The 12,877-nt window shown below is 38.8% G+C and carries 10 protein-coding genes and 1 pseudogene; all 11 read left to right on the top strand.

Going from position 1 to position 12,877, the window contains the following annotated elements:
- Window positions 1-1,093 (top strand): annotated as a pseudogene (locus tag AC06OU_RS06955) (adenine deaminase C-terminal domain-containing protein); the annotation flags it as partial.
- Between the two features lie 11 nt (window positions 1,094-1,104).
- A complete protein-coding gene (locus tag AC06OU_RS06960; RefSeq protein ID WP_475854896.1) occupies window positions 1,105-2,163 on the top strand; it encodes a DUF3048 domain-containing protein in 1,059 nt (352 codons plus the stop codon).
- 25 nt (window positions 2,164-2,188) lie between these two features.
- Window positions 2,189-2,509 carry a YerC/YecD family TrpR-related protein gene (locus tag AC06OU_RS06965; RefSeq protein WP_169360559.1) on the top strand — a complete coding sequence of 107 codons (321 nt, stop codon included), beginning with the start codon at window positions 2,189-2,191 and terminating at the stop codon, window positions 2,507-2,509.
- Window positions 2,510-2,725: 216 nt separating this feature from the next.
- Window positions 2,726-3,406 carry a heptaprenylglyceryl phosphate synthase gene (gene pcrB / locus AC06OU_RS06970; protein WP_475854898.1) on the top strand — a complete coding sequence of 227 codons (681 nt, stop codon included), beginning with the start codon at window positions 2,726-2,728 and terminating at the stop codon, window positions 3,404-3,406.
- Window positions 3,407-3,476: 70 nt separating this feature from the next.
- On the top strand, window positions 3,477-5,705 hold the full coding sequence (gene pcrA / locus AC06OU_RS06975; protein ID WP_251556573.1) for a DNA helicase PcrA: 2,229 nt from the start codon (window positions 3,477-3,479) through the stop codon (window positions 5,703-5,705).
- Between the two features lie 22 nt (window positions 5,706-5,727).
- Window positions 5,728-7,728 carry an NAD-dependent DNA ligase LigA gene (gene ligA / locus AC06OU_RS06980; RefSeq protein WP_475854901.1) on the top strand — a complete coding sequence of 667 codons (2,001 nt, stop codon included), beginning with the start codon at window positions 5,728-5,730 and terminating at the stop codon, window positions 7,726-7,728.
- 14 nt (window positions 7,729-7,742) lie between these two features.
- Window positions 7,743-8,876, top strand: a complete 1,134-nt coding sequence (locus AC06OU_RS06985) for a CamS family sex pheromone protein (RefSeq protein WP_475854903.1) — start codon at window positions 7,743-7,745, stop codon at window positions 8,874-8,876.
- An 82-nt stretch (window positions 8,877-8,958) separates the two neighbouring features.
- Window positions 8,959-9,249, top strand: coding sequence for an Asp-tRNA(Asn)/Glu-tRNA(Gln) amidotransferase subunit GatC (gatC, locus tag AC06OU_RS06990; RefSeq protein ID WP_169360564.1), 291 nt, complete (start codon window positions 8,959-8,961; stop codon window positions 9,247-9,249).
- Window positions 9,250-9,271: 22 nt separating this feature from the next.
- A complete protein-coding gene (gene gatA, locus AC06OU_RS06995; protein ID WP_251556551.1) occupies window positions 9,272-10,738 on the top strand; it encodes an Asp-tRNA(Asn)/Glu-tRNA(Gln) amidotransferase subunit GatA in 1,467 nt (488 codons plus the stop codon).
- Window positions 10,738-12,168 (top strand): Asp-tRNA(Asn)/Glu-tRNA(Gln) amidotransferase subunit GatB, encoded by a 1,431-nt coding sequence (gene gatB / locus AC06OU_RS07000; RefSeq protein WP_169360566.1) that lies wholly within the window; start codon window positions 10,738-10,740, stop codon window positions 12,166-12,168. The genes gatA and gatB overlap by 1 nt, the downstream gene beginning before the upstream one ends.
- Window positions 12,169-12,345: 177 nt before the next feature.
- Window positions 12,346-12,877: Type 1 glutamine amidotransferase-like domain-containing protein (locus AC06OU_RS07005; protein ID WP_475854905.1), on the top strand; the 532-nt coding region annotated here is incomplete at its 3' end.

A 12,877-nucleotide genomic window follows, 5' to 3' on the forward strand; every position in this document is an offset into this window, starting at 1 on the left:
TGAGAAAACACTTGCTAGAATGAGATTATTAGGGGCAGATGGTGACCATGAGTCTATGACAATCGAGGAAGTAGAAAGACGGATACTGCATGGTTAAGCAGGTACCTTACGTCATTCTTCTATTCGTCCAGATTTACCAAACCTACTAAAGGATATTTTAGAGAAGGATCTACGTATCTTTGATCACTTAATGATGACTACAGATGGTTCGACACCATCTTTCCATACCGACGGTGTAATGGACAAATGTATCCAGGTGGCATTAGATGCAGGTGTAGATCCGATTGATGCGTACTTGATGGCGTCATTTAACGTTGCAAAATACTATAATCTTTCAAATTTACATGGTGTTATTGCAACAGGTAGACTTGCAACATTGAATTTCCTAGAGGACGAGCGAAATCCTGTCCCAATAGCTGTTTTATCAAAAGGAGTATGGTTAAGAAAAGACGGAGAAAAAGTTCGAGGGCTAGAAGAGGTAGATTGGTCTAATATGCCGCCGCTTCAGCTAGACTTCGATTTAACTGATAGCGATTTTCAATTCTCGATGCCATTTGGTATTGAAATGGTGAATGACGTCATTACTAAGCCTTATTCCATTAGTGTTGATACAACGGACAATGAATTGTCTCAAAGTCACGACCAAAGCTTCCTGCTACTTATAGATAGAAATGGTAAGTGGAAAGTATCTACTTTAATAAAAGGCTTCGCAACGTCCTTAATGGGATTTGCTTCTTCCTATTCAAATACGGGGGATATATTATTGATTGGGAAGAGTAAAAAAAGTATGATGCAGGCCTTTGATGAAATGAAGAAAATGAACGGCGGGATTGTCATTGTAGAAGATGAACAGGTTGTCTGTTCAATCCATCTTCCAATAGGTGGAGGGCTTTCTGATAAGCCAATGGAAGAGCTTATAGAGGAAGAGATAGTGTTAAAGAGAGAGCTAGCTAATAGAGGATTTAAGCATGGGGATGCTATATACACACTGCTGTTTTTACAATCTACTCATTTGCCGTATGTCCGTGTAACTCAAAAAGGGATATTCGATGTGATGAAGAAGAAGGTTTTATTTCCAGCAGTAATGAGGTAGGAGGCTTTAGCGTGTTAAAAAAATGGGGAATGATTGCTGTTGCTTGTGTTTTACTTTCAGGGTGTTCAAAGGAAGCAGTAATAGAGGAAGTAGTTGCTGAAGATATTAAAGAAGAGGTAGAGGAGAGTGTGGCTGAAATAATTGAAGAGGAACCGACAGTCTTGCCGTTCAATGCTCCATTTACTGGGGTTGGATCAGAAGAAGAGTTAAAGCAAAGACCAGTTATGGTAACTATCAATAATCATCCACAAGCTCGTCCGCAATCAGGGATATCTCAAGCAGATCTAGTTTATGAGGTCATTGCAGAAGGAAATGTTACTCGATTTTTGGCAGTTTTTCAAAGTGAGATTCCAGATAATATTGGACCAGTTAGAAGTGCTAGAGATTACTTTGTAGAGTTATCGAAAGGTTTAGATGCCTTTTATGTGGCGCATGGCTATAGTCCAGATGCACAGAAAATGTTAAACGCAAGAGTAGTAGATAATATAAACGGTATGCAGTATGATGGAATCTACTTTAAACGTTCAAAAGAAAGAAAAGCACCACACAACTCTTATATTTCAGGTGAGAATATTTTAGCTGGAGCAGAGCGAGTAGGGGCTTCAATGGAATTGAACAAGATACCGACCTTCTCTTTCTTAGAATCTATAGATGGTGCTAAGATTGGAAATCCAGCTTCCAATATAACTATTCGCTACGGGAATGGTACTAGCTTTGAGAACGAATATAATTATGATTCAGACGAAGGGATTTACGAAAGAAAGTCTGCTGGAGTCCTTACAACCGATAAGGAGAACGAGACTCCTGTAAAACTTTCAAATCTTATTTTTATGGAAATCCCACATAAAACCATTGATAATTCTGGGCGTCAGCAGTTAACATTAGCTAATGGAGGAAAAGCATATCTTTTCCAAGCCGGTATTATGAAGGAAATAGAATGGAAAAATATAGAAGGCATATTGGTTCCTATGGAAAATGGTGTACCAGCTAAGCTAGTTCAAGGGAAAACATGGATTAGTATTGTTCCGACAAGTCCTGGGATAGAAAATATGGTTAAGTATATACCGTAAACGACTAAAGAAAGGAATGAATACATTGCAGATTGAAAAAATTAAAGGTAAACAAACAGACCAACTATTCAATGCTATTCTGCAGTTGAAGGATATAGATGAGTGCTATCGATTTTTTGACGACTTATGCACGATCAGCGAAATTCAATCACTTGCTCAGCGATTTGAAGTAGCCCATTTGCTTCGTTTAAAGAAAACCTATGAATCTATTAAAAAAGAGACTGGTGCAAGCACTGCTACTATTTCACGTGTTAGACGAGCATTTGATTATGGCAATGATGCGTATGACGAAATGTTAGATAGATTATATCCAGACGAGAAACCAGTGTTAAATAGAAAAGAGTAATAGAGAAGAGCTCTCTCCGAAACTTATTCGGGAGAGTTTTTTTGTTTGTTAAGAGAAGTACCTAATAGCTCTGAAAAATAAATTTATGGGAAGTCTCTTGCCGTATGTTGAATTTTTATTACAAATTTGGATTCCTCATGGCTTATGAGCGATGTCAGCAGGTATTTTTGGTATAATGGAGTAATGTTATCAAACAACTATTGTGTAGGTGAAAAAATGGATTATAAAGAGTGGAGACATATATTTAAGCTAGACCCTGCGAAGGAGATTTCTTCCGAGGCATTAGAGAGGGTATGCGAATCTGGAACAGATGCTATTATTATTGGCGGTTCTGATGGCGTGACCTTAGACAACGTAATAGATCTATTAATGAGAATTCGTAGATACGCAGTTCCGGTAGCGTTAGAAGTTTCTACGATAGATAGTATAACCCCTGGTTTTGATTTTTATTTTATTCCTAGTGTTTTGAACAGCACCGATACGAGATGGGTGAAGGACCTGCATCATAAGGCGACAAAGGAATTTGGAGAGGTTATGAATTGGGAGGAAATAATCCCAGAAGGCTATTGTATTTTAAACCCTGACTGTAAGGCAGCTATGCTGACACAAGCGGAGCCAGTTGAAACCATCGATGATATAATTGCTTATGCTCAAATGGTAGAGCATATGTTCAAATTCCCTGTCTTCTACATGGAATACAGCGGAAAATACGGTGATGTTCAAACTGTAGCCAAGGTAAGATCTGGTTTAAAACAAACCCAGCTCTTTTATGGTGGGGGCATTAAAACAGAAGCACAAGCCCGCGAAATGGCTGCCCATGCACATACCATTATTGTAGGAAACCAAATCTACGATAATTTGAATGAAGCCTTGAAAACTGTTAATGCAGTAAAATGAATTGAGGAAATAGATAGCCAAGGGTATAATAGAAAGAACAAATGTTCTTGTAGAGGAAGTGTAGTAAAGTATGGAACTTATAGCTAAAACCCTATTAAACGGGATGAATAAAGAGCAAGAGGAAGCAGTGAAATCAACTGACGGTCCACTACTGATTATGGCTGGTGCTGGATCTGGTAAAACAAGAGTGCTAACACATCGTATAGCTTATCTAATCGTGGAAAAGGAAGTTTATCCTTCTAAAATATTGGCCATTACCTTTACTAACAAAGCAGCGCGCGAAATGCGAGAGCGTATCAATAGTATTTTAGGAGAAGGCACTGGAGAAAGAATGTGGGTTTCTACGTTTCACTCGATGTGTGTGCGTATTTTAAGAAGAGATATCGATCGAATTGGTTATTCTAAAAGTTTCTCTATATTGGATACTTCTGACCAGCTGACAGTTATTAAAGGTATTTTGAAGGATTTGAATATTGATACGAAACAATATGATCCTCGCTCTATGCTGAATGCTATTAGTAGTGCAAAAAATATATGTATTGATGCAGACACATATAAGGCTCAAATGAATGATTCCAATCCCTTTGAGAAAACAGTAGCAAAGGTATACGAAGGGTATCAAAAACGTCTGAGAAAAAACCAGTCGCTAGACTTTGATGATTTAATCATGACTACCTTAACGTTGTTTAAACGAGTACCAGATGTATTGGAATACTATCAAAATAAGTTTCAGTATATCCATGTAGATGAATACCAGGATACGAACAAGGCTCAATACGAGCTTGTTCAAATGCTTGCAAACAAATTCAAAAACATCTGTGTTGTAGGTGATTCCGATCAATCCATATATCGCTGGCGCGGAGCGGATATACAAAACATTCTTTCCTTTGAAAAGGACTATCCAAATGCGAAAGTGATTATGCTGGAGCAAAACTATCGTTCATCTCAAAGAATCTTAAAAGCAGCAAATGACGTCATTTGTAATAACCAAAGTCGTTATCCAAAAGTGTTGCGAACTGAAAACCTTGAAGGTGAAAAGATTGAGTTGTTCCGTGCAAATGAAGAACAGCAGGAAGCTCAATATGTTGTTCAAAAGATTCAAGAGCTAATAGAAACAGAAAACAGAACGCTAAACGACTTTGCTATCTTATATCGAACGAATGCCCAATCACGTGTGATGGAGGAAGTGCTCGTTAAATCGAACATGGCCTATACGATCGTTGGAGGTACCAAGTTCTATGATCGGAAAGAGATTAAAGACTTACTTGCCTATCTACGATTGATTGCCAATAATGATGATGATTTATCACTTGCTCGAATTATTAATGAGCCTAAGCGAAACATAGGAGCAACCTCATTTGACCGAATAGCGAGATATGCTATAGAACAGGATCGTTCAATTTTAGACGCTTTAAACGAGGTAGACTTCATGGGATTACCTGCTAGAGCAGTGAATTCTGTAGTAGGCTTCCATGGACTCATTCAAAACCTGACTCAAATGCAGGAGTTCCTGTCAGTAACTGAAATTGTGGAACAGGTATTAGAGAAAACTGGATATAAAACGATGCTCAAAAATGAAAAGACAATTGAAGCAGAAAGCCGTCTAGAGAATATCGAAGAGTTTTTATCTGTAACGAAGGCCTTCGAAGAAAAAAGTGACGATAAATCCCTTGTTGCATTTTTAACAGACTTGGCGCTCATTTCAGATATTGATAAGCTCGATGAAGATGAGGACAAGTCACAGGGCAATATTATCCTGATGACAATGCATGCTGCTAAGGGACTGGAGTTTCCTGTAGTATTTATCATTGGAATGGAAGAAAATATTTTTCCACATGCTCGCTCCATTGGGAACGATGAGGAGATGGAGGAAGAACGTCGCTTAGCATATGTAGGTATTACTCGTGCTGAGGAAAGATTATTTATCACATGTGCACAAGCAAGAACTATATTTGGACGCAGTAGCTTTAACAGTCCCTCACGGTTCATCGCGGAGATTTCAGATGAAATTATTGAGGTTGTAGGGTGGTCCAGAGATATCCGCAAAAACAAAAATAGAGATACAAAGGTAATTGCACCAGTTCCGCGCGCTGCAGTTTCTAGACCAGCGTACCAATCGACCGGCGGGGAGCGTTTAGGCTGGCAGGTTGGTGACAAGGCAGCTCATAAAAAATGGGGCGAGGGTATGGTTGTCAGCGTTCGTGGCGATGGTGAGAATACAGAGCTTGATATTGCTTTCCCAAGTCCGACGGGGATCAAGCGATTACTTGCTAAATATGCACCGATTGAAAAAGTATAATTTTCTTAGCGGAGGAAAATCGATGGATAAATTAGAAAGAGTAAAAGAGCTTCATAAAATATTGAATGACTATAGCTACTCATACTATGTATTAGATAAACCAACAGTACCCGATGCTGTTTATGATCAATATTTGCATGAGCTGATTGCACTAGAGGAAGAAAATCCGGACTTGATTTTCCCGGATTCTCCCACTCAGCGTGTAGGATTAACTATAAGTGAAGGATTCAAAAAGGTTACCCATGCCAATCCAATGCTAAGTTTATCGAATGCATTTAATGAAGAAGATATTAGAGATTTTGACAAACGCATTCGAAACATTATTGATGAGACACCTGTCTACGTTTGTGAACTAAAAATAGACGGACTTGCTGTTTCACTTCTATACGAGAATGGACAACTCGTTCGCGGAGCAACTCGTGGTGATGGAACAACAGGTGAGGATATCACGAGTAACATTAAAACGATTCGTGCTGTCCCTTTACGTTTACAGGAAAATGTTACGTTAGAGGCTAGAGGAGAGGCATATATGCCTAAATCTTCTTTCCTTAAGCTAAATGAACAACGAGCAGAAGACGGATTAGAACTATTTGCGAATCCACGCAATGCTGCTGCTGGTTCCTTGCGTCAGCTAGATCCTAAAATTGCGGCAAGCCGTAATTTGTCCATGTTCATTTATGGCATGGGGGGAGATGGAGAAGAGTTTAATATTGACGATCACTCGGAAGCACTTAAGTATATGAGAAAGCTAGGATTACCTACTAATAACGAAACGAGAGAATGTCATTCCGTTGAAGAGGTTATGGCTTTTATTGAAGAATGGACGACCAAAAGAAATGATATTCCTTATGAGATAGATGGAATTGTGATTAAGGTGAATAATTACTCGCAGCAAGAGGAGCTTGGCTTCACAGCTAAAAGTCCACGTTTTGCTATTGCCTACAAATTTCCTGCTGAAGAGGTAGTTACAACGATAATCGGAATCGACCTAACAGTGGGACGAACTGGTGTAGTTACTCCAACTGCATTGTTAGAACCAGCACAGGTGGCGGGTACAACTGTACAAAGAGCTTCCTTGCATAACGAGGATCTTATTCGCGAAAAGGATATACGAATAGGCGATCGAGTAATCATTCGAAAAGCTGGGGACATCATCCCAGAAGTAGTGGGAGTAATCCTTCAAGAAAGAAAGGATAATCTAGTCCCTTATGAAATGCCAACAAACTGTCCTGCATGTGATAGTGAACTGATACGTATTGAAGAAGAGGTCGCTCTACGATGTGTTAATCCGCAATGTCCAGCTCAAATTCGTGAAGGAATTTATCACTTTGCTTCCCGCAATGCGATGAATATAGAAGGTCTAGGTGGTAAGGTTGTAGAACAGCTTTATCGAGAAGAACTTATAAAGGATGTTTCAGACTTATATAAGCTTACGATCGAGGACTTGGTAAAGCTAGAACGAATGGGTATGAAATCTGCTACTAATCTTGTCGAGGCTATTACAACTTCAAAATCCAATTCAATGGAGAGAGTGTTATTTGGATTGGGCATACGCCATATTGGTGAGAAGGCAGCAAAAATTCTTTCAGAAAAGTTTCTAGATTTTGATGCACTAATGCATGCTACACGAGATGAAATTACTGACATTCATGAAATTGGTGAAAAGATGGCAGATTCTCTTGTAACTTATTTTGAACAGGAAGAGGTTCAAAAGCTAATTGAGCGATTAAAAGAAGCAGGATTAGCAATGAGATACACAGGTAAGGTTATTGATGCTGCTACAATGGAAAACAGTCCATTTGCCGGTAAAACGGTTGTCTTAACAGGGAAACTCACACAATTGACACGTCCAGAAGCAAAAGAAAAAATAGAATCATTAGGTGGTAATGTAGCTGGCAGCGTAAGTAAAAAAACAGACTTAGTTATTGCAGGAGAGGATGCTGGATCTAAGCTAGAAAAGGCTACTAGTCTTGGTATTGAAGTCTGGGATGAGCAAAAGCTATTGGACCATTTAGAAGGATAAAAGGAGTTAAAAGCATGACCAAAAAATATTTAGTGTTAGCTCTTTTGATTTTGGCGTTAGTTATAACGGGATGTACTCCGAATCAAAAAAACGATACAGAAGTTGTGCAAAATACGGAGGAAGAAGCGAAAACAGTCGTGATTCCAAGTCTTCAGCTGGATGAAAACTATTATCGTACTTTGATGCCGTATGAAGAGAGCGCAAGCAGAGGCTTAGTTGTCTCAAACCTTAACACGAAATACGACATGAAAGAAGTAGAATTAGGTCTCTTTCGTATTTCTCAAACAGAATTTTCCCCAGATAAGTATATGTTCCAAGAGGGACAATATTTAAAAAAAGACACCTTGCAGAAATGGCTGGCCAGAGAAGGTCAAACAAAGGAAGGGCTAAATCCGAATGATGAAGGCCTCACAGGAGAAGAAAAAGCATTAAAAACTCCTGTTTATATCACTCATATTGTCGAACAAAACTATTTAGAGGTAGTGGACAATAAAGCTAGGTTAGCGGGAGTATCTGTAGGTCTTTCTTTAAATTCAATTTATTATTATACAAAGGAAGAATATGGGGCAGTCTATGAACAAGCCCTAACAGATGAGCAAATCAAGCAGAATGGGGAAAGAATAGCTGAAGAGGTTGTTAATCGTATGAGAAAAATAGCTGGCCTGGAAGAGGTACCTATTGTTGTAGGTTTGTTTAAACAAAATAGTAATAATGCTATTGTTCCAGGTACTTATTTTGAATACGGTGTTGCTTCTAAAGGTGGCAACCTGTCTGATTGGAAGCCTATCAATGAAGAATATATTATGTTCCCGTCTTCCGAGGCTGAAAAAAAATATCGTGACTTAAATACAGTCTTTAGTAACTTTAAGCGGGATGTGGAAGAGTATTTCTCTAATTATACTAGTGTTATTGGCACAGGATACTTTAAGGACGAGCAGCTACAGAAGCTAACTATTGAAATACCAATACAGTTTTTTGGATCTGCAGAGTTAATTGGATTTACACAGCAGCTTGCGGGATATATGAAAGCCAATTTCCCTGCTTCAATGAATGTAGAAATTCAAGTGAACTCATTGGATGGTGCTGAGGCATTGCTAGTTAAAGAGGCTGGTGAAGAGGACGCATTTGTTCATATCTATAACCATTAAGGAAACGATGCGTACTCTGTTCAACTAGTGTGAAAAATGATATGATTATTGTTATGGTTTATTGAATTCGGAGGTGTAAAAATTGGCGAATATTTCAAAAGAAGAAGTAAAACATGTTGCGCATTTAGCTAGACTTGCTATTACTGAAGAAGAAGCGGAGATGTTTGCAGAGCAACTAGCTGCAATTACTAAGTTTGCAGATGAGCTGAACGAATTAGACACTACTGATGTAGCTCCAACTACTCATGTATTACCATTAGTAAATGTGCTTCGTGAGGACAAATCAGTACCTGGCTTAGAACGTGAGAAAATGATGAAAAATGTTAAAGAAGAAGAAGCAGGACAAGTAAAAGTACCAACTATTATCGAATAAGAAAAAGTTAGGAGGGCATCTGATGACATTATTCAAACATTCAGCAGTAGAACTTCAAGATTTGATCAAAAAGAAAGAAGTATCTATTGAAGAACTAACTGCTGAATCCTTTAAAAGAATTAATAAAGTGGACGGAGAAGTTCAAGCTTTTCTAGCGTTAAATGAAGAGCAAGCAACTGCTCAAGCAAAAGAAATGGATCAAGTTCCTTTCGAGGAAAGAGGCCCCCTTTTCGGAATGCCAATCGGAGTAAAAGACAATATTGTAACAGAAGGTATTGAAACTACTTGTGCAAGTAAAATATTAGAAGGCTTTAACCCTATTTATGATGCAACTGTTGTACATAAACTACGTGATGCTGGATTAATAACAATTGGTAAGTTAAACATGGATGAGTTCGCAATGGGCTCTTCGAATGAAAACTCTGCCTTTAAAAATACAAGAAATCCTTGGAATTTAAATCATGTACCTGGTGGATCTTCAGGTGGTTCGGCTGCAGCTGTAGCAGCAGGAGAGGTACCATTTTCATTAGGGTCTGATACTGGTGGATCTATTCGTCAGCCAGCTTCATTCTGTGGAGTTGTAGGGATGAAGCCTACATATGGCCGAGTATCCCGTTTTGGATTAGTGGCATTTGCTTCTTCTTTGGATCAAATCGGACCTGTTACACGTAATGTAGAAGACAATGCCTTTTTACTAGAGGCTATTTCTGGTTTAGATGCAAGTGACTCTACTTCTGCAAACGTGGAAGTACCAAGCTTTACTAAATCATTAACAGGTGATATTAAAGGACTTCGTATTGCTGTTCCTAAAGAATATTTAGGACAAGGTGTTGGAGAAGCATCTAAGCAATCTGTTCTTGACGCACTAAAAGTATTAGAATCACTTGGAGCAACGTGGGAAGAAGTATCGTTACCACATTCTAAGTACGCTTTAGCAGCTTACTATTTATTGTCTTCTTCAGAAGCATCCTCTAACTTAGCTCGTTTTGACGGAATTCGTTATGGCTTCCGTGCAGACAACGTAGAAAACTTAATGGAGCTTTATAAAGAAACTCGTGCACAAGGCTTTGGTGATGAAGTAAAACGTCGTATCATGCTAGGAACTTATTCACTTAGCGCTGGTTCATATGACGCTTACTACAGAAAAGCACAGCAAGTACGTACTTTAATCAAGCAAGACTTTGACAATGTATTTGATAAATACGATGTTATCATTGGACCAACGACGCCAACTCCAGCATTTAAAATTGGGGAAAATGTTAAGGATCCATTAACGATGTATGCAAATGATATTTTAACAATTCCAGTAAACCTTGCTGGCGTCCCTGGAATTTCTATTCCTTGCGGATTCTCAGACGGTCTACCACTAGGATTACAAATTATCGGTAAATACTTCGATGAAGCAACTATCTATCGTGTGGCACATGCTTATGAGCAAGCAACAAGCTTCCATAAACAAACTCCGCAAATATGGGAGGGAGCAAAATAATGAATTTTGAAACGATTATTGGATTAGAGATTCATGTAGAGTTAAAAACAGACTCTAAAATGTTCTCACCAGCACCAGCTCACTTTGGAGCAGAACCAAATACAAATACACATGTAATTGACCTAGGTTACCCTGGAGTATTACCTGTTGTTAATAAAACAGCGATTGAGTGGGGCATGAGAGCTGCACTTGCACTTAATATGGACATAGCTCCTATTACTAAGTTCGACCGTAAAAATTACTTCTATCCGGATAATCCAAAGGCTTACCAAATCTCTCAATTTGACAAGCCAATCGGTGAAAATGGTTGGGTAGAAATTGAAGTAGGCGGAGAAAAGAAACGTATTGGTATTACTCGTCTTCACTTGGAAGAGGATGCAGGAAAGCTTACGCATACAAGCAATGGATACTCTCTTGTTGACTTCAACCGTCAAGGTACTCCTTTGATTGAAATCGTATCAGAGCCAGATATCCGTACGCCGGAGGAAGCTTACGCTTACCTAGAAAAGGTTAAATCAATTATCCAATACACAGGAGTTTCTGATTGTAAAATGGAGGAAGGTTCCCTTCGTTGTGATGCGAATATTTCCTTACGTCCATATGGTCAAGAAAAATTCGGTACGAAAACAGAGCTTAAAAACTTAAACTCCTTCAACTTTGTTCGCCGTGGTCTTGAGCATGAACAAATTCGTCAAGCAGAGGTTCTATTATCAGGTGGGGTAATTCCACAAGAAACTCGTCGCTATGATGAGTCAACTGGTAAAACACTTTTAATGCGTGTTAAAGAAGGAGCGGATGATTACCGTTACTTCCCAGAGCCAGACTTAGTGCAAATTGTCATTGATGATGCTTGGAGAGAACGAGTTCGCTCTGAAATTCCTGAGCTTCCAGATGCACGTAAAGTTCGTTATATCGAGGAGCTAGGCTTACCTGCATACGATGCAATGGTACTTACCTTAACAAAAGAAATGTCTGATTTCTTCGAGGAAACAATTGCTCTAGGAGCAGATGCGAAGCTTGCTTCCAACTGGTTAATGGGTGAAGTTTCAGCTTACCTAAACGCAGACCAAAAAGAATTGAAGGACATCAAGCTTACTCCTTCTAATCTTGCTGGCATGATTAAGTTGATTTCTGATGGAACAATCTCCTCTAAGATTGCGAAGAAAGTATTTAAAGAGCTTGCGGATAACGGTGGAGATGCTGCTGAAGTTGTAAAAGCTAAAGGCTTAGTACAAATCTCAGATGAAGGCGCTCTACGTGAAATCGTAACAGCTACTTTAGATGCTAACCCACAATCCATTGAAGACTTTAAAAACGGGAAAGATCGTGCCATTGGCTTCCTAGTAGGACAAATTATGAAAGCAACAAAAGGCCAAGCAAATCCGCCTCTTGTTAACAAAATCCTAAACGAAGAAATTGTGAAACGATAAAATCCTAAAGATAATCATAGCGAGTAAGTGATCAGATTTCCTGACCACTTACTCGCTTTTTTGATGCATGTTAGCAAAAGCTTCTCCGCATTTAGCTACTTATCAAAGCTGTAAATATATTTAATTTTATAATTATAGATGCTATGATGAGATAATATTTGAGAAAGGGTGATGGGGATGGAGCTTTGTTTTATCGGTGGGGGACATGTGTTAAAGGGTGAGCTTGATGATGTTTTTGAAGAATTAGAGTGTAAAATAAGTCCGAATACGAAAGTGCTGCTTGTGCCCTTTGCAACCGATGAATCTAGATATGAAAGTTGGATGGAAAGCCTGCAACAGGCGTTTACACGCATTCCTAATGTGACGCTTGGTTTGTTGCATGAAAAGCTATCAAAAGAAGACATGATTAACATGATTGAAGAGTATGATGTTCTTTATATTATAGGAGGACAACCTGAGCGTTTACTTCAGGTTATTTTGGATAAAGAGCTGACTGCTGTAATTAGTAGTTTTCCAGGCTTAATGATTGGCTATAGCGCAGGTGCATTAGCTTTTTGCACAGACTGCATATTAACAAAGGATGAGGACTATCCAGACACAATAATTTTGCAGGGATTAGGATTAGTCGAGTTTAGTGTAGAGGTTCACTATCGTCCAGAATCAGCTGAGGAGCTGCTGGCTCTTTCTAATGATAGAACAATCTATGCCC

The organism is Psychrobacillus sp., assembly GCF_056205495.1.

Bases quoted from the DNA above. Each gene is read 5' to 3' on its own strand.
- gatB (WP_169360566.1), top strand. From the start codon at position 10,738: ATGAATTTTGAAACGATTATTGGATTAGAGATTCATGTAGAGTTAAAA.
- AC06OU_RS06985 (WP_475854903.1), top strand. From the start codon at position 7,743: ATGACCAAAAAATATTTAGTGTTAGCTCTTTTGATTTTGGCGTTAGTT.
- gatA (WP_251556551.1), top strand. From the start codon at position 9,272: ATGACATTATTCAAACATTCAGCAGTAGAACTTCAAGATTTGATCAAA.
- pcrB (WP_475854898.1), top strand. From the start codon at position 2,726: ATGGATTATAAAGAGTGGAGACATATATTTAAGCTAGACCCTGCGAAG.
- pcrA (WP_251556573.1), top strand. From the start codon at position 3,477: ATGGAACTTATAGCTAAAACCCTATTAAACGGGATGAATAAAGAGCAA.
- ligA (WP_475854901.1), top strand. From the start codon at position 5,728: ATGGATAAATTAGAAAGAGTAAAAGAGCTTCATAAAATATTGAATGAC.